Annotated in this window: 31 protein-coding genes; 20 read left to right on the forward strand and 11 right to left on the reverse strand. The window is 45.8% G+C overall.

All coding sequences use genetic code 11. The features are described from left to right. The first annotated feature begins 32 nt into the window (after positions 1 to 32). Entirely contained in the window at positions 33 to 1,661 is a 1,629-nt protein-coding gene (locus AC622_RS07220; RefSeq protein WP_049670451.1) for an FAD-binding protein, read from the forward strand. 48 nt (positions 1,662 to 1,709) lie between these two features. Continuing rightward, a complete protein-coding gene (locus AC622_RS07225) occupies positions 1,710 to 2,165 on the forward strand; it encodes a CoxG family protein (RefSeq protein ID WP_049670452.1) in 456 nt (151 codons plus the stop codon). 46 nt (positions 2,166 to 2,211) lie between these two features. Here AC622_RS07225 and AC622_RS07230 read toward each other — a convergent pair whose 3' ends face one another. Continuing rightward, entirely contained in the window at positions 2,212 to 2,580 is a 369-nt protein-coding gene (locus AC622_RS07230) for a hypothetical protein (RefSeq protein WP_049670453.1), read from the reverse strand. Positions 2,581 to 2,793: 213 nt separating this feature from the next. On the opposite strand from AC622_RS07230, the gene AC622_RS07235 reads away from it, so the two are divergent. From AC622_RS07235 to AC622_RS07290, 11 genes are all read left to right on the forward strand, one after another. Then, positions 2,794 to 3,741, forward strand: a complete 948-nt coding sequence (locus AC622_RS07235; protein ID WP_049670454.1) for an ABC transporter substrate-binding protein — start codon at positions 2,794 to 2,796, stop codon at positions 3,739 to 3,741. 5 nt (positions 3,742 to 3,746) lie between these two features. Then, a complete protein-coding gene (locus AC622_RS07240) occupies positions 3,747 to 4,760 on the forward strand; it encodes a FecCD family ABC transporter permease (RefSeq protein ID WP_049672835.1) in 1,014 nt (337 codons plus the stop codon). Beyond that, on the forward strand, positions 4,753 to 5,766 hold the full coding sequence (locus AC622_RS07245; protein ID WP_049670455.1) for a FecCD family ABC transporter permease: 1,014 nt from the start codon (positions 4,753 to 4,755) through the stop codon (positions 5,764 to 5,766). The genes AC622_RS07240 and AC622_RS07245 overlap by 8 nt, the downstream gene beginning before the upstream one ends. A gap of 13 nt (positions 5,767 to 5,779) precedes the next feature. After that, positions 5,780 to 6,592 carry an ABC transporter ATP-binding protein gene (locus AC622_RS07250; RefSeq protein WP_049670456.1) on the forward strand — a complete coding sequence of 271 codons (813 nt, stop codon included), beginning with the start codon at positions 5,780 to 5,782 and terminating at the stop codon, positions 6,590 to 6,592. An 11-nt stretch (positions 6,593 to 6,603) separates the two neighbouring features. After that, on the forward strand, positions 6,604 to 7,359 hold the full coding sequence (locus AC622_RS07255) for an alpha/beta hydrolase (RefSeq protein ID WP_049670457.1): 756 nt from the start codon (positions 6,604 to 6,606) through the stop codon (positions 7,357 to 7,359). Between the two features lie 358 nt (positions 7,360 to 7,717). Then, positions 7,718 to 8,152, forward strand: coding sequence for a GNAT family N-acetyltransferase (locus AC622_RS07260; protein WP_049670458.1), 435 nt, complete (start codon positions 7,718 to 7,720; stop codon positions 8,150 to 8,152). 440 nt (positions 8,153 to 8,592) lie between these two features. Then, positions 8,593 to 9,735 (forward strand): iron-containing alcohol dehydrogenase, encoded by a 1,143-nt coding sequence (locus AC622_RS07265; RefSeq protein WP_049670459.1) that lies wholly within the window; start codon positions 8,593 to 8,595, stop codon positions 9,733 to 9,735. 232 nt (positions 9,736 to 9,967) lie between these two features. Next, positions 9,968 to 10,168, forward strand: coding sequence for a cold-shock protein (locus AC622_RS07275; protein WP_049670461.1), 201 nt, complete (start codon positions 9,968 to 9,970; stop codon positions 10,166 to 10,168). Positions 10,169 to 10,253: 85 nt separating this feature from the next. Then, a complete protein-coding gene (locus tag AC622_RS07280) occupies positions 10,254 to 10,745 on the forward strand; it encodes a GNAT family N-acetyltransferase (RefSeq protein ID WP_049670462.1) in 492 nt (163 codons plus the stop codon). Between the two features lie 316 nt (positions 10,746 to 11,061). Next, positions 11,062 to 11,445 carry a hypothetical protein gene (locus tag AC622_RS07285; protein WP_049670463.1) on the forward strand — a complete coding sequence of 128 codons (384 nt, stop codon included), beginning with the start codon at positions 11,062 to 11,064 and terminating at the stop codon, positions 11,443 to 11,445. Then, positions 11,435 to 11,959: a hypothetical protein gene (locus AC622_RS07290; RefSeq protein WP_049670464.1), complete on the forward strand. Its 525-nt coding sequence runs from the start codon at positions 11,435 to 11,437 to the stop codon at positions 11,957 to 11,959. The genes AC622_RS07285 and AC622_RS07290 overlap by 11 nt, the downstream gene beginning before the upstream one ends. A 53-nt stretch (positions 11,960 to 12,012) precedes the next feature. Here AC622_RS07290 and AC622_RS07295 read toward each other — a convergent pair whose 3' ends face one another. The 4 genes from AC622_RS07295 to AC622_RS07310 are packed head-to-tail and all read right to left on the reverse strand — an operon-like array spanning position 12,013 to position 15,090. Then, positions 12,013 to 12,348, reverse strand: coding sequence for an antibiotic biosynthesis monooxygenase (locus tag AC622_RS07295; RefSeq protein ID WP_049670465.1), 336 nt, complete (start codon positions 12,346 to 12,348; stop codon positions 12,013 to 12,015). Beyond that, positions 12,345 to 13,136 (reverse strand): ABC transporter ATP-binding protein, encoded by a 792-nt coding sequence (locus AC622_RS07300; protein WP_049670466.1) that lies wholly within the window; start codon positions 13,134 to 13,136, stop codon positions 12,345 to 12,347. Before AC622_RS07300 ends, AC622_RS07295 begins: the two co-directional genes overlap by 4 nt. Continuing rightward, on the reverse strand, positions 13,133 to 14,137 hold the full coding sequence (locus AC622_RS07305) for a FecCD family ABC transporter permease (RefSeq protein WP_049670467.1): 1,005 nt from the start codon (positions 14,135 to 14,137) through the stop codon (positions 13,133 to 13,135). Before AC622_RS07305 ends, AC622_RS07300 begins: the two co-directional genes overlap by 4 nt. Further along, positions 14,134 to 15,090: an ABC transporter substrate-binding protein gene (locus AC622_RS07310; protein ID WP_049670468.1), complete on the reverse strand. Its 957-nt coding sequence runs from the start codon at positions 15,088 to 15,090 to the stop codon at positions 14,134 to 14,136. The genes AC622_RS07305 and AC622_RS07310 overlap by 4 nt, the downstream gene beginning before the upstream one ends. 175 nt (positions 15,091 to 15,265) lie before the next feature. On the opposite strand from AC622_RS07310, the gene AC622_RS07315 reads away from it, so the two are divergent. Genes AC622_RS07315 through AC622_RS07325 form a run of 3 tightly spaced genes read left to right on the forward strand, consistent with a single transcriptional unit; the run spans position 15,266 to position 16,709 of the window. Further along, positions 15,266 to 15,952 carry an HAD family hydrolase gene (locus tag AC622_RS07315; protein ID WP_049670469.1) on the forward strand — a complete coding sequence of 229 codons (687 nt, stop codon included), beginning with the start codon at positions 15,266 to 15,268 and terminating at the stop codon, positions 15,950 to 15,952. A gap of 36 nt (positions 15,953 to 15,988) precedes the next feature. Continuing rightward, a complete protein-coding gene (locus tag AC622_RS07320; protein ID WP_049670470.1) occupies positions 15,989 to 16,348 on the forward strand; it encodes an HIT family protein in 360 nt (119 codons plus the stop codon). 46 nt (positions 16,349 to 16,394) lie between these two features. Continuing rightward, on the forward strand, positions 16,395 to 16,709 hold the full coding sequence (locus AC622_RS07325) for a hypothetical protein (protein ID WP_049670471.1): 315 nt from the start codon (positions 16,395 to 16,397) through the stop codon (positions 16,707 to 16,709). Between the two features lie 553 nt (positions 16,710 to 17,262). On the opposite strand, the gene AC622_RS07330 is transcribed toward AC622_RS07325, so the two are convergent. The 3 genes from AC622_RS07330 to AC622_RS07340 all read right to left on the reverse strand — a co-directional run bounded on the left by AC622_RS07330 (position 17,263) and on the right by AC622_RS07340 (position 19,375). After that, complete coding sequence (locus AC622_RS07330) at positions 17,263 to 17,697, reverse strand: DUF2871 family protein (RefSeq protein WP_049670472.1); 435 nt, start codon at positions 17,695 to 17,697, stop codon at positions 17,263 to 17,265. 88 nt (positions 17,698 to 17,785) lie between these two features. After that, positions 17,786 to 18,727 (reverse strand): alpha/beta hydrolase, encoded by a 942-nt coding sequence (locus AC622_RS07335; RefSeq protein ID WP_049670473.1) that lies wholly within the window; start codon positions 18,725 to 18,727, stop codon positions 17,786 to 17,788. Between the two features lie 195 nt (positions 18,728 to 18,922). Continuing rightward, complete coding sequence (locus AC622_RS07340) at positions 18,923 to 19,375, reverse strand: NUDIX hydrolase (RefSeq protein WP_049670474.1); 453 nt, start codon at positions 19,373 to 19,375, stop codon at positions 18,923 to 18,925. Between the two features lie 179 nt (positions 19,376 to 19,554). On the opposite strand from AC622_RS07340, the gene AC622_RS07345 reads away from it, so the two are divergent. The 4 genes from AC622_RS07345 to AC622_RS07360 all read left to right on the forward strand — a co-directional run bounded on the left by AC622_RS07345 (position 19,555) and on the right by AC622_RS07360 (position 22,083). Continuing rightward, on the forward strand, positions 19,555 to 20,811 hold the full coding sequence (locus AC622_RS07345; RefSeq protein WP_049670475.1) for a Y-family DNA polymerase: 1,257 nt from the start codon (positions 19,555 to 19,557) through the stop codon (positions 20,809 to 20,811). A gap of 17 nt (positions 20,812 to 20,828) precedes the next feature. Next, complete coding sequence (locus tag AC622_RS07350; RefSeq protein WP_049670476.1) at positions 20,829 to 21,176, forward strand: YolD-like family protein; 348 nt, start codon at positions 20,829 to 20,831, stop codon at positions 21,174 to 21,176. A gap of 263 nt (positions 21,177 to 21,439) precedes the next feature. After that, positions 21,440 to 21,655 (forward strand): hypothetical protein, encoded by a 216-nt coding sequence (locus tag AC622_RS07355; protein WP_049670477.1) that lies wholly within the window; start codon positions 21,440 to 21,442, stop codon positions 21,653 to 21,655. 104 nt (positions 21,656 to 21,759) lie between these two features. Continuing rightward, positions 21,760 to 22,083, forward strand: coding sequence for an iron-sulfur cluster biosynthesis family protein (locus AC622_RS07360; protein WP_053103729.1), 324 nt, complete (start codon positions 21,760 to 21,762; stop codon positions 22,081 to 22,083). Positions 22,084 to 22,125: 42 nt separating this feature from the next. Here the strand turns inward: AC622_RS07360 and AC622_RS07365 are convergent, their stop codons facing one another. The 3 genes from AC622_RS07365 to AC622_RS07375 are packed head-to-tail and all read right to left on the reverse strand — an operon-like array spanning position 22,126 to position 26,285. Beyond that, positions 22,126 to 23,622 carry a family 10 glycosylhydrolase gene (locus tag AC622_RS07365; protein WP_049670479.1) on the reverse strand — a complete coding sequence of 499 codons (1,497 nt, stop codon included), beginning with the start codon at positions 23,620 to 23,622 and terminating at the stop codon, positions 22,126 to 22,128. A 20-nt stretch (positions 23,623 to 23,642) separates the two neighbouring features. Continuing rightward, the gene (locus tag AC622_RS07370; RefSeq protein WP_049670480.1) at positions 23,643 to 25,406 is read right to left on the reverse strand and encodes a glycoside hydrolase family 3 protein; all 1,764 of its coding nucleotides are present in this window, start codon (positions 25,404 to 25,406) and stop codon (positions 23,643 to 23,645) included. 21 nt (positions 25,407 to 25,427) lie between these two features. Beyond that, positions 25,428 to 26,285, reverse strand: coding sequence for an endonuclease/exonuclease/phosphatase family protein (locus AC622_RS07375; RefSeq protein WP_049670481.1), 858 nt, complete (start codon positions 26,283 to 26,285; stop codon positions 25,428 to 25,430). Positions 26,286 to 26,308: the final 23 nt, after the last annotated feature.

Here is a 26,308-nt window from a genome sequence, read left to right on the forward strand (position 1 = left end):
TTATCTTTTACCTAACAAGGGGGAGAACGGTTATGCCAGCGAGAAAACCAGAGAAATGGGATCGCGAAGTTGACGTTGTAATCATGGGAACAGGCGGTGCAGCTTTAACCGCTGCTATCACGGCACATGATCAAGGGTTAAAAGTACTAGTATTAGAGAAAACACATCAAATCGGCGGAACGACAGCCTTTTCAGGCGGAGTGCCTTGGATTCCGATGAACCGCTACATGAAGGAAGCGGGAATCGAGGATACACGAGAGGATGCCTTGAAATATATTCGCAGAATCACTGGAGGAAAAGAACCAAATCCAGACCTTCTTGAAACATATGTTGATAACGCTTACAAAGCAATTGATTACTTGCATGAAAATACACCGGTCCGGTTCGCTGTACCGAAAGGCTACCCTGAGTATTTTGGGTATTTCGATGGAACGAAGACTGGTCGTTCACTCGATCCGCTTCCATATGACATGAATGAAATCGGGGAATACGGTGCTTTAATTCGAAATAACCCGGCATTCCCTCCATTGACTCTTGAAGAAGGCGGAGCAAAGGGCGGCATTGACTTCATGAAGATTGCCGAGCGGATGGAAAACAATATCGTTACAATGGGACGTTCTCTTATTGCCTCCATGGTGAAGGGCTGCTTGGACCGGGATATCGAGATTATTCTTGAAACACCAGGGAAAGAGCTTGTCTTAAACGATGAGGGAGACGTAATCGGACTTGTCGCAGAGCAAGGGGATAAGAAAATCTACATCGGTACATCTAAAGGCGTTATCATGGGCTCCGGCGGATTCGAGTGGAATAAAGAACTGATTAAGACGTTCTTAAAAGGGGAAATCACGCATCCGCTTACTCCTTGGGGTAACGAGGGTGACGGGCTGATTATGGCAATGGAGGCAGGCGCATCACTTGGGAATATGAGTGAAGCCTGGTGGTATCCAGCCATGCAGGACCCAACATTCGAATATGAGGACCGTGTCATGAACCAATTGGGCGGCAGCGGACGTTTCGGCCCGAACAGTATTTTCGTCAATAGCAAGGGTAAACGCTTCGTCCATGAAGGGACTACTTATAATGATCTTCCAAAAGCTTTCCATCACTATGACCCAGTCAATGTGGAATGGCCGAATGAGAAGAACAACTGGATGGTCTTTGACCAGCAGTTAAAGGACCGCACAATGATTATTACGATGATGCCGGGCGAAGAGGCTCCTGATTGGGTGCCGCAGGCCGAAAGCATTCGTGAATTGGCGGAGAAAATCAATATTGACCCAGATGCTCTTGAGGAAACGGTGAACCGTTGGAACGCTCAGGTTGAAGCAGGCGAGGATACGGATTTCCACCGCGGTACAACCTTCTTTGAAGGGCTTGAAATTGGCGGAGGAACAGCAGAACGGAATTTAGGCAAGATTGAAAAAGGCCCATTCTACGCAGTGCCTGTCTACTATGGTTCATTAGGCACAAACGGCGGACCGCGCATCAATGAAAACGGCCAAGTACTCAACCATAGAGGAAAGACCATTAAAGGATTGTATGCAGCCGGAAATGCCGCAATGGGTATCTTTGGACAAGCATATGTCAGTGCCGGCGGGACAATTGGACCAGCTATCACATTCGGCTATCTTGCCGGACTTGCTATCGGCAAGGCAGAGTAAAAGGGAAACCAAATCATTTATTATAAAAACAAAGGGGACGTGTAGTATATGCCAGCAGGTACACATACAGTACAATTACCAGTAGGAATCGAAGAAATATGGACATTCGTGAGCGATATGGATAAGTGGGCGCCGCTTGTTCCAGGATATATCGAGCATGAAATCATCAATGACCGTGAATCCACTTGGGCATTCAAAGGAGACCTTGGATTCATGAAGAAAACTGTTAAGTTGAAAATCGATATTACTGAATGGAAAGAGCCAACGACAGTAACGTTTAATTTGAAGGGTCTATCTGATAATTTCAAGGGCGGCGGCTATTTCCAAGCAGAAGCTATTGATGAAAATAACACACAAATGACGGGCAATCTTGATATTACAGCAGGCGGTGCGATGGGGCCGATGGTCAATACAATCCTGAAGAATTTCGTGCCGAAAACGGCTGAAGAGCTGACCGTTGCGGTAGCGGATAAAATCAGGGAAGTTAATGGCGTTTCCTTATAAGAATAATGATATGGGCCGGGGGCAAACAATGCTTCCGGTCTTTTTCTTATTTGGTTAGAACCTCTTTTTGAATATAGTGGATAAATTCGGCCTGATCATAGGAGATAAAGAGGGGTTCCTTGGAATCAAATAAAACATAGGCAGGTTCTTTTTTTAGGTCAAGACCAGGCAGTCTGTCCGCTGTTTCGGAGAAGTTCTCAGCGTGCTCAATCGCATCAATCAGCGGATAACCGAGTATATCTTCAAAATCTCCATCAGCCTCTGCACCGATTAATAAGATATGATACTTTCCTTCAGGTGCCACCAATCCTCCAGCGGCGTTTGTATGGTCGAAACGTAGATAATCCTTAAACATGATGTACGGAATCAATAGGATAACCATCAATAATCCTGCAGCTGCAATCCATTTTTTCATCTCCATCACTCCTTTATTCTACATAATATTCGACAAGGTCATTCGTTTTTCCTATCTTATTCACGTTTTTGGAGAGAAATCATCATGAGTCTAATTGACTATTTTTTGAATAGAGTCATTTTTTCATCTTGAAAAGAATCGAAAGAGTGATAAAGTATATAATTGATAATGATTATCACTATCAATACATATTAACAAAAGGAGTTAGGACAGATGAAGAAGCTATGGAAAGTTGGTTTCGTTGCTGCGTTAGCGTTAAGCTTGGCTGCATGCGGTGAGGACGAGACAGCAAACAGTAAGACCAAACAGGCAGATACTGAGGCAAAGGAAAAGACGGTTACCTACATGGATAAGGAGTATAAGGTTCCGGCGGATCCGACGATTGTGGCTGCAAGTCTTGAATCAATGGAAGACTTGGCCCTTTTGGATGTGAAGCCGGCCGGTGCACTTGCTGTCGGGGGAGAGCTGCCTTCTTATTTAGCTGAGGACCTAAAGGGAGCTGAGCTCATCGGGGACAAGATGCAGCCCAATTATGAGACGATTCTAGGCTTAGACCCGGATATCATCCTTGGTACCTCCAAGTTCCAGGAGGATGTGAAATCACAGCTTGAGAAAATCGCGCCAATGATGCCGATTTCTCATGTATCGACAGACTGGGAAGCCAACTTAACGGCTGTTGCTGAACTGACTGGCAAGGAAGAGGAAGCTGAAAAGATTCTTGAAGAGTACAAGGCTGATGCTGCGGAAGTAAAGAATTCTGTATCTGAGTCCATGAAGGATAAAGAAGTGGTCATCATTCGTCTGCGTGCCGGCAATTTGATGATTTATGGACAGGACTTATATTTGAACCCGGTATTATACACTGACTTAGGTCTAGCGGTTCCGGATGAAGTGGCTGCCGCAAAAGCACAGGAAGCCATCTCACTTGAGAAATTGGCGGAAATGAATCCGGACTATATCTTCCTGCAATTTGAGGAAAGCGAAAATGCAGATAAGCCGGAAGCACTCGATGAGCTTCAAAAGAATGCGATTTGGAATGGTCTTGATGCCGTCAAAGCAGATCACGTTTTCATCAATAGCGTTGAACCGCTTGCCCAAGGCGGAACAGCTTGGAGCAAGACGCAATTCCTTGATGCGGTTCAGCAAAATTTGACTAAATAATGCGTATGGATAAGCCATGGAAGACTGCCCCTCCAATGATGATATTGATTGCCGCTCCCTTTATCATGGCAGCGGTGGTCATCGTATCAATCCTGTATGGGGCAAAGGATATCAATATTTCTATCGTCATGGATGCCATCTTCCATTATGACCCGAAGAATGTGGACCATGCGATCATTGTGACCTCAAGGCTGCCAAGAGTATTGGCGGCCTTGTTGGTTGGAGCATTCCTGGCTATTTCAGGTGCTGTCATGCAGGGGATGACCCGGAATTATCTCGCCTCCCCTTCTATTATGGGTGTCACTGATGGCTCTGCTTTCTTCATTACCATCGCGATGATTCTCATTCCTGGAGCCTCCAATCTGACGATGATTCTCCTGTCGATGGCGGGGTCCGCCTTTGGCGCATTGATTGTCTTCGGGTTCGGTTCCTTGCTCCGTGGAGGGTTGTCCCCGGTCCGGCTTGCAATCATTGGTACGGTGATTGGAACCTTCCTAAGCAGCCTATCAGCTGCAATGGCGACGTATTTCCAAATCTCGCAGGATATTAGCTTCTGGTATAATGCCAAGCTCCATCAAGCTGATTTGGATATGCTGCTTTTAGCCTTGCCGCTAGGTCTTGTTGGGTTCATTCTGGCCTTGCTGCTTTCCGGGTCCTTGACGATTCTCTCGCTTGGGGATGAGACGGCCGTCAGTTTAGGCCTGCGAACAACGGTTGTGAAGGCCTTAGCCATGATATCTGTCATTGCAATGACGGGAACGGCCGTTGCACTTGTCGGGAAGATTGCCTTCGTCGGACTGATTATTCCGCATATCACGCGCTTTTTGATTGGGGTTGATTATCGCTGGGTCATTCCTTGTGCCGGCGTGATTGGGGCCATATTCCTGGCCTGCTGTGATTTGGCAAGCCGCTTTATCAATTATCCTTTCGAAACGCCGATTGGTGTGGTCACCGCCATTATTGGTGTTCCGTTCTTCCTCTATTTAATCCGGACGAAGGGAGGCGGAAAGTTTGCGTAAGAAGAACACTCTCGGCCTCCTGTCTGTGTTTGTTCTGTTAATTGCCATAACAGTCTATATCAGCTTGACAAACGGTGCCTTTGATATGACGGTCGGCGAGGTCGTCCGGACATTGCTCCGCATCGAGGGTGACCCGAAATTTGACTTGATTATCTTTGATTTCAGACTTCCGCGGATTGTTATTGCTGCTCTTGTCGGCATGGGGCTTGGAGTGGCAGGAACCGTCATTCAAGGCATCACGCGCAATGGGCTCGCTGATTCCGGCATCCTCGGAATCAATGCCGGAGCTGGTGCTGCCATTGTCATCTTTATGTTCTTCTTTCAAGGGCAGCTCAGTAATCTGGGCACAGCCGGTATCATGCTGCAGCCGTTATTCGGCCTTGCCGGCGGATTGCTAGCCGCCTTATTGATCTATTTCTTCTCCTTTAAGGGAGGGCGGCTTGATACGGAGCGTCTTTTGCTGACTGGGATAGCGATTGGCTCCGGTTTTGGGGCGCTGTCCTTATATGTGTCCTTGAAGATGAAATCAGCTGATTTTGAAATGGCGACGGTGTGGATCTCTGGAAGCATTTATAATGCGAACTGGGTTTATATTTTATCCATGCTGCCATGGCTTTTGATCCTGCTGCCGGTCATTTACCATAAGGCCCATTTGCTTGACTTATTTCAGCTTGAGGAAGCGACCGTAACGAGCATCGGAGTCAGGGTGGAGCGGGAGAAATCCATCCTGCTCCTGGCAAGCATCGGTGTCATCAGCAGCTGTGTAGCGGTATCGGGCAGCATTTCGTTCATCGGCCTCATGGCCCCGCATATCGCAAGAAGCCTTGTTGGAACAAGGCATCGGGCCATTATCCCGGTGAGCGGGGCAGTTGGAATGCTCTTGGTGCTGCTTGCTGACTTTATCGCCAAAACGGCGTTTTCACCGCTTGAAATACCGGTGGGAATTGTTGTCTCAATCATAGGCGTACCATATTTTCTATATTTACTCGTGAAAAGAAAGCAATAGGAGGAAAGCGCATATGGCAACGATTATATCCGTCGAACAATTAGAAGCCCGTTATGAGGAACGCACGGTTTTCCGTGAATTGAGCATGGCGATTCAAGAGGGAAGTGTGACGACAATCATTGGCCCGAATGGCTGCGGGAAATCAACCTTGCTCAAAACGATGGGGAGAATCTTGAAGCCAAAGTCAGGGAAAGTATCACTGCTGGGCAAGAGCTTGAGTCACATGTCGACGAAGGAAATTGCAAAGAAGCTTGCCCTCCTGTCGCAGAACCCTGTCGCTCCTTCCCAGCTTAAGGTGGAGGAGCTCATCTCTTATGGAAGATATCCGCATCAAAGAAGGGGACACAGCTTGAGTGCGGCAGACTTTGATGTGATGGAATGGGCGATGGAGGTCACAAAAACGCTCGAATTCCGCGAGCGGGAGATGGACCAATTATCCGGCGGACAAAGGCAGAAGGTATGGCTGGCCATGGCTCTCGCGCAAGAGACTGATTTGCTTCTCTTAGATGAGCCGACCACTTATTTGGATATGGCACACCAGCTTGATGTGTTGAAAATCGTGCGGGATTTAAACCAAAATCAAGCATGCACGGTTGTCATGGTCCTGCATGACATCAATCATGCTGCCCGGTTTTCTGATCAGCTTGTGGCGATGAAGGACGGCCAAATTAAGGCAATCGGCAAGCCGGAGGAAATCATGACGCCTGAAGTGCTTCGTGCCGTATTTGACATTGAGGCCCGTATTATTGAGGACCCTTATGATGGTGTTCCAATCTGTCTTGGATATGACTCCGTAACAACGCGTGAGGCTGTCTTATCGAACTAGGAGGCAAGGACATGACACAACAACAGTATCAACTGGAGGATTATGAGCTATTTATCTACAGCCCAGACACTGCTCCGCCTTCTGCCGGCTTTCCGGTGCTATACGTGCTTGATGGGAATGCATTCTTTCATACCGTTTCTGATTTAATTCATCTTCAAGCAAGAAGGCAGGAAAAAACAGGGGTCATTCCGGCAATTGTCTGTGCGGTTGGTTATCCAGGAGATGCCCCGTTTCATCCAAGGCGTTTTTGGGATTATACGCCGCCCCAGGACACTTTACATGCGCCGATGAGACCGAATGGACAGCCATGGCCAGCGTCAGGGGGAGCAGATCAATTTCTTCGAACGATGGAAGAGGTCATAAAGCCGTTTGTGGAAGCTCATTATCCGGTAAACCGATTAAGCCAAACACTATTCGGGCATTCACTTGGCGGGCTGCTGACACTTTATGCCCTTTATACAAAGCCTGATGCCTATCAGCACTATGTCGCAATCAGTCCGTCGCTTTGGTGGAACCGCTCCTTGATGAGGGGGCTTGAGCATGATTATTTGATTCAACCCGTGGATAATCATCACCGCGTTTTCATGGCTGTCGGGTCAGAAGAGAAGAATTATTTGATTCAGGATGCGGCTGAGCTATTTGCCAGACTGCACGATTCAGACAAGATTCAGGTGGAATTTATGGAAGCGGCCGGGGAAAATCATCTATCGGTTGTGCCGACAGTCATGAGCCGGGCGCTGCGATTTGTTAATAGAGAAGATGGGTAGAGACTCTCCTTTTTGGAGAGTCTTTTCTCATCTGGCAGAAGGGAATTTTCATTAGTTGGGTGAATCGTATTTAAAGATAGAGGGGAGTTCGGTGATCTGGAGAAAGTATCACTGGCTGCTCAACGGGCTTGGTGTGTCGTATTTGGGAAACTGGGTGTATCTTGTCGTTTATACACTTCAACACTCCGCTGAGATGCAGCGTAGGATAATAATTTGAACAGGGCAGGACTTGGATGTGGGACGGTTATCTCAGTTATCAATTTCTTTTTCACCTCGATTTTGTTGTATTTGCAATAAAATGCCCTTATACTAATGACATACTTATTAAGCAAGCTGCTTCCAGAGAGGTGGAATATACGTGAATTATAAAAGAATTACAGCAGAAGAAGATTTACAGCACGCCTTTCATATTCGAAAATCCGTGTTTGTAGAAGAGCAGGGTGTCCCGCTGGAGGATGAATTCGATGAAATGGATCATCTCGACGGGAATTGTGACCATATCTTAGTCTATCACGAGCACCAGCCGGTCGGCACCGGAAGAATCAGGCCGCATGATGGATACGGCAAATTGGAGAGAATCTGCCTTTTGGAGCCCTACCGCAAATTCGGATTGGGGAAGGTCATTATTCATGCATTAGAAGAAAGGGCAAGAGAAAAAGGATTGGGGAAAGTAAAGCTGCACGGGCAAACACAGGCGGAAGGATTTTATCATAAGCTCGGGTATGAGACAGCCTCTGAGGTGTTTATGGAGGACGGGATTCCACATGTGCTGATGTATAAAGAGTTAGAATGAGGCGGGGGGCAGAAGGCCATAGTTGGTTTTCTGTCTTTTTCTTGTTTTTTGGCAAGTCATTATTAGATTACGAGCTAGATGTCTAATTGTTAGGCAGGGACTCCGCTTAATCTGACAGAAAATCACCTAAAAAGGACAGATTATTCTTCAAAAAATCGATTAATTTGTCTATTTCTGTTATTTCAGCATAGAACTGTCTTCTATTTGGAGGAGGATTTCCCGAGTTTCTTGGTTTAAGGGCGAAGTCATCCCATTTAAGGGCGAAAGGGTGAAAACATATTTTCAAGGTTGAAAGGCTGCTTTGGACAAAGGAGCTTTTAACACCGGCTTCATCCTTTCCCACCCATTCCCAAATGTACTTACATTTAACCAATGCTTCACCGATTCGTTTAAATTATAATTAAATTGTGAATAATTTAACAAATTGGAGGAGATTTGTGATGATGTATTATTTGCCAAGCAGAAACTTGTTAGGAAGAGGCTGCCTCAATGAATTGGGAGGAGAAATCAAATCCTACGGTTTTAAGAAAGCCTTTGTGGTGACGGATAAAGGATTGAGCAAGAATGGAATCCTGAAAATGGTGACAGATCAGCTTGAGAAGTCAGAGATTGATTATGTTGTCTATGATGAAGTCAGTCCAAATCCGACGACAAGACAGGTACATAATGGTGTGGAAGTATTGCAGGAAGAGGATTGTGATTTCATTCTGTCTGTCGGCGGCGGTTCTCCTCAGGACTGTGCAGCGGCAATTAGCATTATTACAACAAACGGCGGGGATATCCGCGATTATGAAGGCTTACATAAATCCAGCCGTCCTGGCTATCCGACGATTGCGGTTAATACGACAGCCGGTACATCTGCTGAGATTACGATTAACTATGTAATCACTGATGAAGACCGTGGAGTGAAGATGGTTTGTGTGGATAAAAACAGCATTGCCCTGTTGTCTGTCAGCGATCCAGAGTTAATGGTTAATAAACCGGCCGATCTTACAGCTGCGACTGGCATGGACGCTCTTACCCATGCCATTGAAACGCTGGTGACTCCAGGAGCTAACCCTGTGACGGATGCGACTGCGCTTGAAGCGGTGCGTATTATCTTCAAGTATCTTCCTGCTGCTGTAAAGAACGGTCATGATTTGGATGCCAGAGAGCAAATGACATATGCATGCTTCTTGGGCGGAATGGCTTTCTCGAATGCCGGACTAGGCTATGTACATGCGATGGCCCATCAGCTTGGCGGGCTTTATGATCTTCCACACGGTGTATGTAACGCTATGCTTCTTCCAATCGTCGAGAAACGTAACGCAAAATATGCGCCGAAGAAATTCCGCATGATTGCCGAAGCACTTGGCTTCCCGCAAATAGGTCAGACAGATGAAGAGGCAAGCGATTTCGTGATTGAGAAGATCAGAGAGCTTGCGGCAGAGGTTGGCATTCCAACTTCCTTGAAAGAGCTTGGCGTCGAAAACCCGGATTTGGACACTTTGGCGGAAAACTCCTTGAAGGATGCTTGTGCACCTGGCAACCCTTATATGCCAACTAAAGAAGAAACCATTGAAATGTTTAAGGAAATCCTTTAATCATTTTACTGGGCAATATATTGCCCAGTTTTTTTATGTTCTGGCTGCTTTATTTTCAGATAAGAAAAACAAGAAAACGCTTATAAAACATTTGCGTTTCTCTGAAGAACCTGTTACTATAAAGAAGAATTATTTTTGTTTGTTACGGTTGAAAGTTGAACAATATTTCGTCTTTACGATCGATAAGCAAGGATAGTAATACAATGTGCTATCGCACTAGGAGGCAACAAACATGGAACAAGGTAAAGTTAAATGGTTTAACGCAGAAAAAGGTTTTGGATTTATCGAACGTGAAGGTGGAGACGATGTATTCGTTCACTTCTCAGCGATCCAAGGTGAAGGATTCAAAACTCTTGACGAAGGTCAAGAAGTTACTTTCGAAGTAGAACAAGGTCAACGCGGACCACAAGCTACTAACGTTCAAAAAAACTAATATAAGTTTAACTTATCGGAACAGACCCAATCACTTGGGTCTGTTTTTTTTTTTTTTTTTTGACTTTACTAATGGAGGAGAGACCATGCAAATAATGCTTGAGAAGTTTCAAGAAGCGGATTTCGATTTGTATTATGCACTTGTATCAGAAGAACGGGTTATGGCCCAGATTACTGAGCGGGCCATTCCTTTAGAAGAGGCTGAGATTAACTTCCATGCATTGCTTAAACGCAATCAACAGGCTGAAAAGACCGGCTCCTATAAAATATATGATCAACAGACGCTGGAGTATATTGGGCTTGGGCATATTACCCCTGATGATGATTTAAGCGGTGAGGCTGAGCTGGGCTATATGATTCTGCCGCAGTATTGGGGAAAGGGGTATGGATCTGAAATTGCCAGAGTGCTGCTTGTTAAAGCGGGTGAGGCCGGAATGACAAGTTTGAAGGCAATCATCGACCCGGATAATATTCCTTCAAGAAGAATTCTGCAGAAACATGGTTTTATTTCGGAAAAGATTGGTGAAATTGATGGACTGCCGGCGGAAATTCTGCGTAAATCAATAAATGCTGAATAAGCACAAAAAAACCCTGCTGAAGCCAGCAGGGCCATGTAAAATGGTAAGTAAAATGTTATGCAGTTTTAGGTCTCTACGAGTATAGCATATTCCCTCCTAATATGCGACAAAATTTGTGTTTTTCGACATACAGAAAGAGATACTACCTTTCGTATTCTTTAATTAGGGGGACTATATAGATAGAAGGGATGAATGATTGACTGGCATAATAGGGAGAATGATGGGTTTTTTTGGGTATTTGAGAATAACATCGAAAAAACTCGACTTTGCATGTATAATGAATGAGAGATTTCGAAGGTAGGAGGAACGGTTACCAATGCAAATGGCTTTAGTAATATTATTTGCGGCTTCCGCGGTGTTGTTTGTCGCTTCATTTGTTAAGATGAGAAAACAAGCAAAAGACGATCAAAAACAAATTGATACATATTACGCGGTTATGCTGGATGAAACAAATCAATTAAAAGAGCAGATCCGCAAACTTGAAATGGATGAGGAAATTACCGCTCAGGAGGCAGGCGTTATGGGCTTGAATTCTGAAGAACGCCATACAATGCGTAAGATGCTGGACCTTTATAAGAGGGGTTATTCCATTAAGAGCATCGCGGTCCAAACGAAACTGTCCGAGCAGGAAGTAGAAGAGATCCTAGCTCCTTATGAATCTGGAAGGAACAAAGGGAGGAAGCTGGCAAATGACGCATAAAGTAATGAGCAGCTTCGCCTCAGGAATCTTACTTGCCTCATGCATTCTTGGGGGAGTTTATTTCTTCTCATCCGATGATGCGGGAGCAGAAGAGACTTCCGGAAAGAAAGAAACGGCAAAAGCAACAGAGACCGAGACAGTTACCGAGACACCTGTTTTATCTGCAGAGGATATGAAGACTCAGTTGGAGACGGAAGGATATGTGGTCTTGACTGATGAAGAATATTTGAACGAGATTGAAACAGCTGAGGAGAAAGCAAAGGCTGAGGCAGAAAAGGCCGCGGCTGAGAATTCCGAGAAGGTTGTCTATAAAACGGTTATTAATGTTGCAAGCGGCATGACAACGTCCGATGTAGCAGAAGTCCTTGTAGCCGGAAATATCATTAAGGATGCATCCAGCTTCGTTAAGGCTGTTGAAAGCAAGGGTGTTGCGAACAAGCTTCGCCTAGGTGTGTTTAAGGTCGATAGCAAGATGTCTGTTGATAAGATTATTAGTATGATTTTCAAAAGCTAATAGAATAAAAAGAACAGCGCTCAAGGATTTTGAGCGCTGTTCTTTTTGGTTTATTATTTTGTAACGGCTCCCTCTTTAACAGCCACTACATCAAAGATGCTGATTTTATTGCTGATGATTGGGGATTCTGTTTTCGCCTCTGAAGAGCCTTCTGCCGGGCGTGCGTGAGATTTCTTGAAGGAATCACTGTTTCTCCAAGTCTCGAAGCTTTCTTTGTCTTCCCAATACATATTGACGCTTAGTTCATCTGTTTCTTCCACGCCTTGTGTTAAAAGAACTTCCACGCGGATGAATCCTTTAAATGTTTCTAAGTCATTTTTCGTGAATGCTGCTCCCATTTTTTCGCCAAAGCCTTTTTTCGTTTGGAATTTGTTTTGAACGACGATCATACTATCAATCTCCTTTGTTTGAGTTGTGGAATGATGACTGGATAGTCCTCATCAAAATGAATCTTTGCAGTAATATTATAAACCTTCTGTAAAAAAGATGCAGTGAGAAGCTCTTTTGGTTTTCCTTGATCTATGAGACATCCCCCCTTTAAAGCAATCATGTGATGGCTGTAAGCAGCGGCCTGCTGAAGGTCGTGAAGGACCATTACAATGGTTATTCCATATTGATCGTTAATTTCCTGCAGCATCTCCATTAAATCAAGCTGGTGGGCCATATCTAAATAAGTTGTTGGCTCATCGAGCAAAAGGATATCCGTTTTTTGCGCAAGGGCCATCGCGATGCGTGCCTTTTGCTGTTCTCCTCCTGACAGCTCATGGAACATCCGGCTTTCATGCTTCTTCGTGCCGGTTATATCCAACGCCCAGTCAATGACAGCCTCATCCGCCGCTTTACTGCCCTTGTGTAGAAACGAGTGATGCGGAGAGCGCCCGTAGGAGACGAGTTCCCTGACGCATAAGTCCGGAAGTTCTTCCTTCGATTGTGGGAGCATGGATATGGTCTTGGCAAATTCCCGCCTTTTGTATGTATGGATTGGTTGATCTTGAACGAGAATTTCTCCCTCATCCATCCCCATTAATTGTGCCGTAATCTTCAGGAAAGTAGATTTGCCAGATCCATTTGGTCCAATAATGGCTGTCATTTTCCCTTTTGGTATCACAAGACTGATATCCTTCAGCTGAAAGAAGCCTACTCTTTGGCACAGGTTACTCGCTTCAATGGCATTCATCCTACCAATCTCCTTTTCTTTAATAGAATCATAAAGAACGGGGCGCCGAGCGCTGCCAGCAATATGCCGACCGGCAGTTCAATCGGGTCAAACCAAGTTCTTGCAATCGTATCGGCAAAGACAACGAGTGCCGCACCACCTAATGCTGAAAACGGCAATAAGTAGCGATAATCGCTTCCAATCAAGATGCGGATGATGTGCGGAATGACTAACCCGACAAAGCCGACCAATCCTGCAACACTGACAGCAGCACCGGCAAGAAAGGAAGCGAGCAAAATGATGGTCAGACGTGTCAATTCGACTCTTTGTCCGAGCAGCTTGGCCGAATCATCGCCCAGCATGAGCAGGTTGACCGGCTTAATGGCAAAGAATGATAGAGCTAGACCGATGAGTGCATACGGATACATAAATTCAAGATGATACCAGCTCCGTCCGCTAAGACCTCCGGACAGCCAGGAAATAACGGACTGGACACGATCGCTGTAAATATTCATGATGCCGTTTTGAACAGCACTTAAAAGGGCGCTGATAGCAACCCCTGCTAAGATGATCTTAAGCGGGGAGGCTCCCTTGTCCCAGGCGAGGAAATAAATGACGAGTGATGTCAAGAATGCCCCAGCAAAGGCAACAAGCGGCAATAAATAGGAGAGGGCTGGGAAGATAAGCATAATCACGCAAGCTGCCAAGCCGCCGCCTGCCGTAACGCCGATAATTCCTGGGTCTGCGAGCGGGTTTTTCATAACACCCTGCAAGAGGGCGCCTGATACAGCTAAGCAGGCACCCACTAACAATCCAATGATAACTCGCGGGAGACGAAGGTCCTTTATGATGGTTTCCTGCACGTCTGTCCCCTGATTGGTGAGCGTATTCCATACATCGCCTAAAGATATGGGCACTGAGCCATATGTCAATCCATAGAAGGAGGCAAACAGCAGGAGAACCGGCAATACTAGGGTGAGGATCCTTCTTCTCATTGTTCGCTGTTCAATCTTCATGGTCATTCTCCAGCATTCAAGATTTCATCTAAATAAGAAATGGCTTCTGTTACTCTTGTGCCAGGGTTCGTGCCGAATAAATCAGCTGGGAGAATTTCGACCTTTTCATTCTTGACGGCATCAATCTTATTCCAAGCAGGGTTTTCAGACATTTCCTTCAGGAAACCGGCTTTTACTTCCTCAGGGTTGCCATGAGTCAGCAAAAATACATGGGTTGGATTCGCCTCCACAATGCGCTCTGTATTAAGCTGGGCATATTGCGGATATTGTTCGAGTGCAGGGTAATCAGAGGCGATATTTTGGCCGCCTGCAAGTTCAAGCAGATTCCCGCTCAATGAATTCGGGAGGGCAGCCATGTATGTACCAGGTGCACCGTATACAAGCAAGGCCCGCTTTTCGTTGTCCTTGCTGTCGGCTTTTACTTTGCTGATTTCGGCATCTATCTCTTCATTTAATGTCTTTGCTTTTTCTTCCTTTTGCAGTAAATCCCCATAAAGAGTGATTTGGTTCTTAATTTCTTCAACGGAATTAGCGGATGTGAGAAGAGCTTCTGCCCCGATTGATTCAAAATTCTGAATATCCTTTGCGTTCATCGGGTTATTTCCAATCACGACCTCAGGCTTCAAACTGGCAATCTTCTCAAGGTCGAATTCATGAGTGGAACCAATCTGTACAGCATTCTTATAGGGCGCATCTGCTTTCTCATGAGAAGATGTCGGCCGTCCGGCAACCTCGCCGCCCAGCGCATAAATAATATCCATATCTCCACCGCTTAAGGACACAATCTTCTCCGGTACTTGATCAAAGGAAACCTCACGTCCGGCAAAGTCAGTCAGGACAATCGCTGTAGCTGATTTTCCTGTTCCTTCTGTTTTATTTGAGCTTTCTGTATCCTCAGAGCCACAGGCGCCAAGCAGAAGGGCCATGGCTAACGCAGGTAAAATGAATGTTTTTCGCATGTTGTTCCTCCTTTAAGATTTAAATGATTGCGAATGATAATCATTATCAATAATTATGATAATCGTTATCAATTAGGCTGTCAATTCTTAATTTGAAATTTTTTGAAAGTTTCCTAGTAAAGACCATATGGGGATTATTCTCTTATATAATAGATAGAAAATATGGGGGGATTGGATGATTAAGGCCATTTTGTTTGATTTAGACGGCACTCTGCTCGACCGAGATCGGTCCGTCAAAGAATTTGTTGAGAACCAATACGACCGCTTAATCTCGCCATCAAAGCCTGTTTCTAAGGGTGTCTACGTGTCTCGTTTCCTTGAATTGGATAATAGGGGCTATGTATGGAAAGACCGCGTATATGAGCAATTGGTTCATGAGTATCACATGACTGAAATCACATCCGAGAGCCTGCTTCAGGATTATTTGAATCATTTCAAGGATTGGTGCATTGCGTTTCCTCACATGCTGGACATGCTCCAGAGTCTTAGAGAGAAGCAGCTTCTGCTAGGAATTATTTCAAATGGGCGCGGCCGCTTTCAAATGGATGCGATTTGCGGGTTAGGAATTAGGGAGTTCTTTGATGTGATTCTTCTATCAGAATGGGAAGGAATAAAGAAGCCTGACCTGCATATTTTTTTAAGAGCCGCGAATCGGCTAGGGGTGTCTCCGCATGAATGTGTATTTGTCGGTGACCATCCACTCAATGATGTGAGGGCCGCTCAAAAGGCAGGAATGAAGACCATTTGGAAAAGAGACGCTAATTGGCAAGAGCCTGAAGCAGGCATCTTCATCAATGATTTAGTCGAAATTCCGCTTCTTGTCGAAAAACTAAGAGGAAATGAAGCAGGAGATGTCGTATAAAGTAGAGAATCCAAAAATGATGAAGGAGTGGGTAGCATGGCGAATGGAGTAGAGGATTTCTATTGTGATGAAGTGCTGAACGGAAAGACAGAGGTTGAGAAGGTATGGGAGACGGAAGACACCTTGGCATTTTACCATACACGTCCGTTTTATGAAGTACATATCGTCGTCATTCCAAAAAAGCATATTGTGTCATTGGTTGACGTCAAACCAGAGGAGAAGGATTTAATGATTGATCTATTCTCGGTGATTCAGATAGTATCAAAGCAAGTAAATGATGAATATGGAGCCTGTACGGTATCAACAAACATCGGTGAATATCAAAGCAATAAGCATATGCATTGGCATGTGCATTATGGGGACCGCATTAAATTGGTGGATGGGACTTGGTGCTGAAGGGGGCAGCTTATTCAACTATCGATATTGAAAAGGGGAAAATCTCATGGATTATTTAATTCTGGCTCTTTTTATCCTCATTTTAATATCACTTACTATCATTTCCTTTGTATTGTTTAAAAAGAAAAAAGTAAATCTTATGGTATCAGGGATCATAATTATGCTACTTGGTCCGGTGATTGGATTTTCAAGCGGTGCATTATTTCTCCATTTCTATGATTGGAGTTCTGGCGGTACTGGGGAAGGCGCAGGCTTTGGCGGGGCTATATTAGGACTTGTCACAATCGCTAATGGGATTCTTATTTTCTTGATTGGAATGATCGGGTGGATGATAACCTTATTTCGGAAAATAACAAATTGAGAAGAACAAGTGAAGCCGCTTCCTTTCTGGAAGCGGCTTTTGCATGCAAATAATAGGTCAGCCTTGCTGTTTTCGTAGATTTATTATTTTTGAAAATAACAAGAGATTTTCGGAAGAATATGGTAATATAGTTTTAGAATATAGTCGGGGGGCGTTAGCTTATGGAAACGATAGCTCTTTTAGGAATGATTCCTCTATTGGTCAATCTAGGAATACTTGTTTTTGCCATTTACCCCGCATTAACGGACAGTAAGACTCCCGCATAAAGCACTTAAGCAAATCAAGCAGTATGGGTGGTAGATCAACTGTCCGTAAAAGCCCGATTGGTTCAACTAACCATCAGCAGGGATGAGCTGATGGAAGTTTATACGTTGCTATAACCATCTTAAAGTTATTCAAACAAAAAAATGAATATTTAAAGGAAATTCGTGATGAATGGAAGAAAAATAATCGTGCCAATCAACTCTAAGACCCAATGAAAGATGAACCCTTCAAGAAGAATATGGATAAAAAAACCAGGGACGTTCCAATGTGAACATCCCTGGTTTTTGTTTTAAGCGGCAGGCTTCAAGAGGCGATTCTTTAGGATCAGGACAAAAAGAACGAGTCCGATGGACATGATAATATGTCCCATACCTGAAATTCCTGAGACAGAGGCATTCAGCCCTGATGACAAAACGAGACTTCCCTTCAGCTCAAGAACAGAAAGAACGCCTCTTGCGGTCATGGCCGCCGTGGAGACACCTAGTCCGATATGATAGGTGATGAAGAAGAATTGGAATAGGTCATCCTTTGTAATCTCACTTATTTTTTCAAATAAGAGGGCAGCTAAAAAGAATAGAAAACCTAAGGAAAAAAGATGGCCATGCACCTTGCCGAGCGCGGTCGTTTCATAAATGCCGTTCAGCTTCGTAAATTCCCTGAAGAATAGGCCGCTGATTAGCGCGAGGGCCATATAAGTAACAGCAGAATAGTAAAGCTTTTTCATAACTTCTCCTTCTTTCTTTTTTTAATACTATTTTAACATAATATTAGAAACAAAGAGAAAAAGCCGCCCTTTTAGGACGGCCTGATGGTTAATTCATATATTGATTTAAGAACTCTGTCACTCTTTTCTCATAGGTTTCCGGGTTTGCATCATAGGCATTGCCATGCTCAGCGCCGGGTACGATGTAAAGCTCCTTTTCTCCATTCGCTGCTTCATACAGCTCATAAACCATCTCCACTGGTACAAAGGTGTCATCTTCACCGTGGATGAAGAAAATCGGCAGGGATGTCTTCTTGATTTGTTCAAGCGCGGAGGCCTCCTCAAAGGAATAGCCGGCACGCAGCTTTGTCAGCATACTGGTGCTTTGAATCAGCGGGAAGCTTGGCAGTCCGTACATTTCGCCCATTTGGTAGCTGAGGATATCGAGTGCGGATGTGTAGCCGCAGTCTGCGATTACTGCCTTTACTTGTTCAGGAAGCTCCTCGCCGCTTGTCATCATGACGGTCGCGCTTCCCATGGAAACGCCGTGAAGGGCAATTTCGCTCTTATCCCCGTTTCGCTCGATCACATAGTCAATCCACTGGGCATAATCCTTACGCTCATGCCAGCCGAAGCCGATATAATCGCCCTCGCTCTTTCCATGCCCGCGTGCATCAGGCATTAACACATTGTAGCCAAGCACCTCATGGTAATACTTCGCATAGGCAAACATGCCAGTGGCCCGACCTGAGTAGCCGTGTGCAATAATGACGGTTTGATTCGTTTCCTTCTCTGCAGGTAAATAATAGCCTGCTAGAGTAAGGTTATCGTAGGAGGTGATTTCTACCTCTTCAAAGCTGACCGCTTTTGCCCATTTTTTTGCCTCTGTCTGCAAGGTTTTTGGAGTCGAGACAGCAAGGTTCGGGTCAGAGTTCAAGAAATCCTTCTCCGCACGCTGTACCGCTACATTGTAGAAATAAAAGCTCGCAACAATAATCCCGGCGATAACCAGGGCGAGGATGATGGAGATGATGATGATGGTTTTCTTCATTGCAATGTCTTTTTGTCCTCCTGTGTTTTCTTAGTATAGTAGATTAGAAAAATGAGCTTGTATAGGCTTCCTCGGAAATTTCAAATAATTGCTAAAAGGGCACGAAAAGAGGCGTAATCAGGAGGTCAATTGCACATTTGCAGTCCTTCTAGTTTAATCCTTTTATAATATTAAAATAATGAAATGAGCCGTAAGCTATTCTTGCTTCTCGATAAACCGCTTGATGATGGGCAAATCAGGCGGACTGATTTGCTCCGGCAAACAATCGAGCGCGAAGAAGCGGAGGGCGGCAACCTCTTCCGTTTGCGGCTTCAGTCTCCCCTTATATGTTCGGCAAAGAAAGGCGGCAATGACATTGTATACTTCATCGCCATGCGGGTATGTATAGTGGAACTCCTCTCCAGAGAACAGTCCGAAGAACTCTAAATTATCTGCGGTTAGTCCGGTCTCTTCAAGCAATTCCCTGCCTGCTGCGTCCTCTAATGATTCCATTAACTCAAGCGATCCTCCTGACAGCCCCCAATGGCCATTATCTTGGCGGAGCTGCAGCAGGAGCCGGTCCTCTGAATCCAGGACAAGAACGGCTGTCCCAACCATTAAAAGCGGCCTGCTGCCGACAATCTTGCGTAATTCCATTATATACCCCATCATCAATCCCTCTTTCAAAACATTCTCTTTCACCAATATAATTCAATTTCTGCCCTGCTTGAAGTTTTTTGAAACAAATTGTAAATAAATTACCATTGAATGCGAACGTATATTCGCTTATGATTATGGGTATAATGAATGCGAACATATATTCTGTTTTTGAAAAAGAGGGTCTTAGGATGGATTATAGCAAGCTGCCAAATGATTATGTGATGTGTATAGATATGAAAAGTTTCTTTGCGAGCTGCTCAGCTGTGATGATGGGACTCGACCCGCTTGAATGTTATTTAGCGGTGGTCGCCAATACGGACCGGAGCGGGTCAGTCGTTCTCGCTTCTTCTCCGAAGATGAAGAAGGAATTTGGCATTAAGACGGGTTCAAGGCTGTATGAGATTCCGAATGATCCGCGAATTCAACTGGTCAATCCTAGTATGTCCACTTATTTGCGAATCTCGACGGAAATAAGTCGATTGTTCAATCGGTATGTACCGAAGGACTCCATCCATACATATAGTGTGGATGAAAGCTTCCTGAAGGTGAACGGAACAGGACGGCTATGGGGAGATGTTTGGGAAATTGCGGAGAAAATCCGGGATGAGATTGACCGGGAGTTTCAGCTGCCATGCGCAGTGGGCATCGGCCCGAACATGCTGATGGCAAAGCTGTGCCTCGACCTTGAGGCGAAGAAGAAGGGCATTGCGGCTTGGGGATATGAGGACGTCCAGACAAAGCTGTGGCCAATCTCCCCGCTGAGCGAAATGTGGGGAATCGGCAAGCCGCTTGAGCGCAAGTTGAATGCGATGGGTATTTTCTCAGTCGGACAGCTTGCCCGCTACGACCTCGCTGCTCTGGAGAAGAAATTCGGTATTATGGGCAATCAGCTTTACCATCATGCCTGGGGAATTGACTTATCTGATATAGGCGCCCCGATCATGGAAGGGCAGGTCAGCTTTGGCAAGGGCCAGGTCTTATTGCGCGATTATAAAGAACGGGAAGAGATCAAGCATGTGATATTGGAAATGTGCGAAGAGGTAGCCAGGAGGACCCGCCAAAGCGGAATGGCCGGGCGGACGGTCAGCCTTGGCGTTTACTACAGCAAGGATGAATTCGGCGGCGGCTTTCACCGTTCCATCACGAGGGAGATGCCGACCAATATTACGATGGATATTTATGAAATGTGCCTCCTCTTGTTTGAGAAATTCTATACCGGCAAGACGGTTCGGAAGCTGTCCATTACGCTCTCAAATGTAACGCCTGACCAGGAAATGCAGATTAGTCTTTTTGACCAGGATGGCTGGCGCAGGAGAGAGCTTGGCTTTGTTATGGATCGCATGCGCCGTAAGTATGGATCAGATGCCATCCTGCGGGCTGTTTCCTATACCGCGGCAGGCACGGCTAAGCAGAGAAGTACATTGGTCGGCGGACATAAAGCATAAGTTTGGAGGGACATCAGATGATTCGGGACCGAGGGAAAATCAAATGGACATCATTAATGCTGCCTGAGCATGTCTCCCTGCTGCGGGAATGGGCCCAGGAGGACAGCTATGAAACGAGAAATGAACTGGATGAACAGAAGGTAGAGGAGATCAATCAAATCATTGCAGAAGCGATGGAATACGGGACAGCTGTGCGCATCACCTATTATAAAACTAATGCCCGCCGGTACGAGTCGGTGGAAGGGTGCATTCACTTCTGCAATGACCAGGCGAGGAAGCTGCATATAGCCGGAGAAGGCGGCGAGATCTATTTCGTACCATATGCGGAATTGACGGATGTCCAATTGATTGGCGAAACAAGGTAAGCATAGTGGAAATCCGGCATAGAATAGAAGGATGAGAAGGAAATGGACGTCACGCAATGGAAATTTGAACAAAAAGGGGGAATCTGCAGAAAAAATCCTATAATTAGACAAAATCCCCGATAATAGTATACTATAATTATAGTAAGACCATGCTATCTTAAGGAAGCTGGTTAACTATCGGCAATAAAGAGAAAAAATGCCGCTACCTGTGATTCTCGAAGGCTAGTCAAGGGATAACACAATAAAAAGGGGTATAGGATAAAATGGAAAAAGAAAAATATAGTACGATCTATGAAGCACCATACGGAATGGTCATCGGAGAACTCAAAAAAGAGATGACGAAACAAGATGCTGTAGCGCTTGGACAGCGGTATTGTGAAGAACACGGCTTTAAATATAAAGGCACATACAATGGCGACGAAGCTGTTGCAGCCTTACAGAACCTAATCGAAAAACATAGAGCGACCAAATTGCATTAATGATAAAACGCTTTCATTTTTTGTGGGGCATGGCGGTATTCAGACGGAATGCCGCTTTTTTGTGTCAATAGGGCAAGATAAGCATGGAAGAAGGAGGTCGTGGAATGGAAATTACATGGACAGAGCGTGCAATTGAAAAAGTGAACGAGCAGCTTGAAGGAAGAGAAGGATATTTTCTCCTGAAATATGAAACGGAAGGCTGCGGCTGCGTCATGAGCGGTGTATGGAATCTGTTTGTTGAGAGTGAGGTGCCGGATGGTGTGAAGCTGTGGGAAACGAATGTGTATCCGGTTTACATTAACCCGAACCACGAGGTTTTCTTGGATGAGTTGCTCATCATTGATTACACGGACGGGGCCCGGACGTTCCAGCTGAAAAGCCCAAATCAATACTTGAATCCGATGATGTCATGCAGGATTGGGGTATAATAGAGAAATAAACGCTGCCGATAGATACCGGCAGCGTTTATTTTATTTCCCGATAACAGTCATATTCCGCACCTTTCCTGCCTTTATGATGACGGGATAAGCAGGAGATTTATGCTGTTTGTCAGCGATTTTGATTACATAGGCCCCAGGCTTTAGGCCGCTGAGGCCGAACCAGCCGTTCCCATCGGTCTTAATGGTTTTCTTAAATCCTTTTGCTCCCTTTATTTCTAAAACAGCATCTGAAAGGTCCTGTTTTTTGATTGTCCTTGCTTGTCCCATTAAATAGCCGCTTTTCGGCTTTGTTTTCCATTTCATTTCAGGGATTGCTGCTTTCTCAGGGAAGACAGCAGCCTGCTGCTCCGTCCCATTCACAAGAGCATCTAAAAAGGCACCGCGGGGCTCATTGTTCATATCAGTGACCGCATAGCTGTAATAGCTCACCCCGGCAAGCTTGCGTCCCTCCGCGTCTGGTGCGAGGGCGCGTCTTGTTTGGGCGAGTGTCGAATCAATTGAATTGAGGTAAGCAGCAGGGCCGGCCACAATCTGCCGGTTGAATTGATTGGTTTTCTGGAAGGAAATCCATTGATCATACCATTGTCTCTGGCTCTCGATATGTTCTCTGTCATAGTTCATCGGTATAGCTATATCAATAATTTCATCCCGAAGCCAGCCCTGCCAGTCCTGGAACACCTCGGTCATGGTGCGGGTATTATTGTACTCCTCCTGTGTTCTTGGACCTGCTCCCCAAGCGATGGTGGCGCAGGATACCTTGACATGAGGATTTACGGCAATCGCCTTTAGATAAACTTTTCTGACGAGGGAGTTAATTTGCTCCCTTCTCCAATCAGCCCAATCAGGGTCAGTTGGTTCCGGTATCATGTCTGTTTGGAATGCCTCCTGATAGCGCTCGATGCTCGTTGGGTTATATCCCCAATCTGTCCCCATATATCGGGCTAAATCGAGGTGAATTCCGTCAACGTCGTATTGCTTCACGACATTCACATACTGTTCCACCGTATAGTCCAATGCATCAGGATGGCCTGGGTCAAGTACATAATCTGCCCCGGAGCGCATCGCTCCATCCTTATTCGTCATCAGCCAGGAGTCGTCTCCCTCGGCAGACGGACCATGGGTGTTAAAAACATGATCAGGGCTTGCAGGCGGGGTGAGGGAATTCCAAATCGGCAAAGTGGCTAACCAGGCATGAACCTCAATGCCCCTTGCGTGTGCTTTCGTAATTAAATCCTCCAAAACATCAAAGTCTTGCTGTAAGGCAGGATCCTGAGTCCTCGGCTCCAGCGCTTTGTTGAAATAGGCATCGCCTCTTCGGCGAACCTGCACAATGACCGCATTCGCGTTAGCGGCCTCCACATCCTCAATCAACTGGTCCACTTGGGCCTCTGTTTTAAATCCATCATGAAAGGCATCCACCCAAAAGGCGCGGAATTCACCTTGGACGGTTTCAGCAGACGCAGGGGAAGGGAGCAATCCTGAAAGCATCAAAAGGCAGGCAAAGAGAAGAAACAAAAGCTTTTTCATATTCTCACCTCATTCATAGATTAGTAGGATAGCCCATGGCCATATGGGTACATGCCCGGAATGGTGACAGGGAGCTTACCGCTCGGCGATAATTCGCCGCTTAATGCTTTTGCCAGCGCTTTGACGGAAACCGGACGGAAGCCATAAGTCAGGATATTCGCATCTACTTCAGGAAAAGCCAGAATATCATATGGATTTCGCATAGAGGCAACGATGATTTTTTTGCCCGTTTGCTCGAGCTGCTTCACTAATTGCTGCTGGGCAGTGTTGGTATTGGCTGTGTAGGCGGTGATGATGATGCTGTCCGCATTTTGTGAGCGGGAGACAGCTTCAGCAATTTGTGAGGCTGTTGGGCTTGCGCTCGTTTCATAGACGCGTGAATCAAAGCCTTTCTGTCCAAGCATTTGTGAAAGCATGGAAGGATTCCCCGTGCTCGGCCCGGTTATAAAGACGGATTCCTCTTGGTTGAGGGGAAGGGCAGACTGGTCATTTTTCACCAATGTAATGCTTGATTCCGTGATTTTATCTGCTTTATCCAGATTTTCTGGAAGTCCAATCTGGTTGATGGCATCCTCTGGCATGGTCGGTTGATGGAATAGGCCTCTCTTAAACTTCAATTCTAGAATCCGGTATACAGATTGCTCTAATCGTTTCTTTGAGATTTCACCAGATTTCACGGCATTTAATACAGCTTCATAGGCGACAGGGACATTTGGCGGGTTAAGGAGGATATCTGCACCGGCTTTAAAGGCCTCCACAGCGACCCGGTCAGACGGCACGACATTGGCTCCTGACATGCCTAAACTATCCGTTATGATGACGCCGTTGAATTTCATCTCTTTGCGCAGAAGGTCCGTCAGAATCGGTTTAGAGAGTGTAGCAGGAAGCCCGGAATCATCTAATGCCGGGACAACGATATGACCGGGCATAATCGCATCAATGCCAGCCTTGATGGCGGCCTTAAACGGTTTAAGGTCAACATTATGCAAGGTTTCCAGGTCATGGTCGATGATTGGGAGACCGTAATGAGAGTCCACATTTGTATCCCCATGCCCCGGGAAGTGCTTGGCCGTTGCGGCAACATGTGATTTTTGATACCCGGTTACCTGGGCTGCTCCGAGTGCTGCGGCTAAGTCAGCGTTCTCGGCAAAGGAACGAACCCCAATGACCGGATTCTCCGGATTGACATTCACATCAAGAGTGGGCGCGAGATCCATATTGATGCCTAGGCTCTTCAGTTCAAGACCCATGATTTTGGCGGAGTCATATGCATTTGGCACCGACCTGGCTGCTCCTAAGGCCATATTCCCTGGGAAGACGGTTGCGGGCTCGGTCACTCGTGCCACCACACCGCCCTCTTGGTCCGTTGAAATGAGCAAGGGGATTTCCATTCTCTGCTTCATGGCAATCCGCTGAATGCCATTAGACAAGGAAAGGGTTTGCCGGGCATTCAAGGGTGTCAGGATGTTATCGGTCCAGTTAAAATAAATCACACCGCCAATATGATATTTTTCAATCGCTTCCTTGAAGTTTTTCACCCCGCGATTATTGGATAGGTTCATTTCTTCATAGGCCGGGTCTGTCGGGGTTTGTCCATATACATGAATCATGAAGAGCTGGCCGACCTTCTCTTCGGTCGTCATTCGTTTCATTTTACTTTGGATCCAGCCTTTGGCAATCTTTCCGTCCTTCCATCCAGGCTTTGCTGCTGAGCCCGTCGTACTTGGAACGGTAAAAGAGAATAGGAGGCTGATAGCAAATAGAAAAGTAAGCGCTTTCTTCATGGCGTTTTCTCTCCTTTTGATTTATTTTTTGCCCTTTTTAAGGGAAATGTCAGCGATGACGGGCAGATGGTCAGAGGCAAGTGTTGAAAGGACATTTGCCTGTTTGACGGTTATTTGCCGACTTGCAAGTAAATAATCAATTCGGATGTTAGGGGCTATAGCAGGAAACGTAAACCCGTGCTCAGTATGGGTTTCATTCCAGGCATCCTGAAATTGGGCAAATAAGGGGGCAAGCTCAGGAGCATCTGGCGCGGCGTTCATGTCGCCGGCTAGAATCGAAGCACCCTTTGAATGAGACATGACTTCAAGCATATCGCGAACCTGCATTTGCCGGACGGACGGGTCAGGGCGGAAATCGAGATGGGTGACATAGAAGGATAGCTTAGCTCCTTTGACATTAAGCAGTACTTCTAGAAATCCTGGGGCTGGTGCGGGAGACGGGTCAGGGTCTTGCGTTGATAGTCTAGTGATGGAGTGATTTTCAGTCTTTAAGATTGGGTATTTGCTTAGAATCGCAACGCCGTATTGCCTTCTCGGCTCGCCTGTGTTTAGAGGGTCGAAATCATAGATGGGGGCAAAGAAGTAGAACATGTTTAATTCCTCAGCGAGCTCCTTGATCATATTCTCATGATTGCTGCGGCTGCCCCAATGGACGTCAACCTCCTGCAGAGCAATAATGTCAGCACGCGAGATTTTGATTTCCTTGGCAATTCTGCCGCGGTCATACTGCCCATCTGAGCCGATTCCAGCGTGGATATTGTAGGTCATGATTCGCGCGTTAACCTTGGAGGGAGCCTTGGCATTAGCGGCGTGAGGGAGAGTGATGGATGACAGGAACAGCAGGGTTAAGCTGATGACGATAAGGCTTGCTTTTTTCATACACTAATCACCTTCCGTTTTTT

The sequence above is a fragment of the Bacillus sp. FJAT-27916 genome (assembly GCF_001183965.1).
GTDB lineage: Bacteria > Bacillota > Bacilli > Bacillales > Pradoshiaceae > Pradoshia.